This window comes from Brachyspira sp. SAP_772 (assembly GCF_009755885.1).
Taxonomy (GTDB): domain Bacteria; phylum Spirochaetota; class Brachyspiria; order Brachyspirales; family Brachyspiraceae; genus Brachyspira.
Genome location: NZ_VYIX01000399.1, coordinates 1 through 504 on the forward strand (window position 1 = coordinate 1; position 504 = coordinate 504).

The following is a 504-nucleotide window of genomic DNA, read 5'->3' on the forward strand; positions in this document are numbered from 1 at the left end:
CTGCCTTTAAAAGCACCATATTTAATAACAGCCTCTTTAGCATATTCAGAACAAGAAGGAATATACCTGCAAGAAGGCCTAAGATATGGTGATATTGCTTTTTGATATATAAAAATTAAAAACAATAATATTTTCTTAAGCATAAAAAACTATATCCATCAAATCCTATAAAACAACTTCATTAACTCTTTTTTATAATCCAAAAATGAACGGGAAATATATCTATTAATAATGATAAAATAATCATACCCTACAGGTATATTATTTTTTTCTGTTCTATAGATTTCTCTGACAATYCTTTTCGCTCTATTTCTTTTTACGGCATTAGTTTTATTTTTTTTTATTGTTACAACAAACCTAGAATATGAACGATTATTTTGCAATGCAAGTATAGTAAAAAAATAATTACTATACTTAAGCAAACTAGAATTATCATTTTTTTTAAAAAAGCAAATTATATCTTTTTTACTTTTAAGTTTTTCTTTACGATATAATTTAGATCGG

General features: G+C 24.1%; 2 protein-coding genes. Both read right to left on the reverse strand.

The window, feature by feature from the left end:
• Positions 1 to 143 (reverse strand): membrane protein insertion efficiency factor YidD (gene yidD, locus GQX97_RS14740; protein WP_157152399.1); only part of this gene is annotated, 143 nt, incomplete at its 3' end.
• A gap of 15 nt (positions 144 to 158) precedes the next feature.
• Positions 159 to 504, reverse strand: a 346-nt coding sequence (rnpA, locus tag GQX97_RS14745) for a ribonuclease P protein component (protein ID WP_232473464.1), incomplete at its 5' end; no start/stop codon positions are given.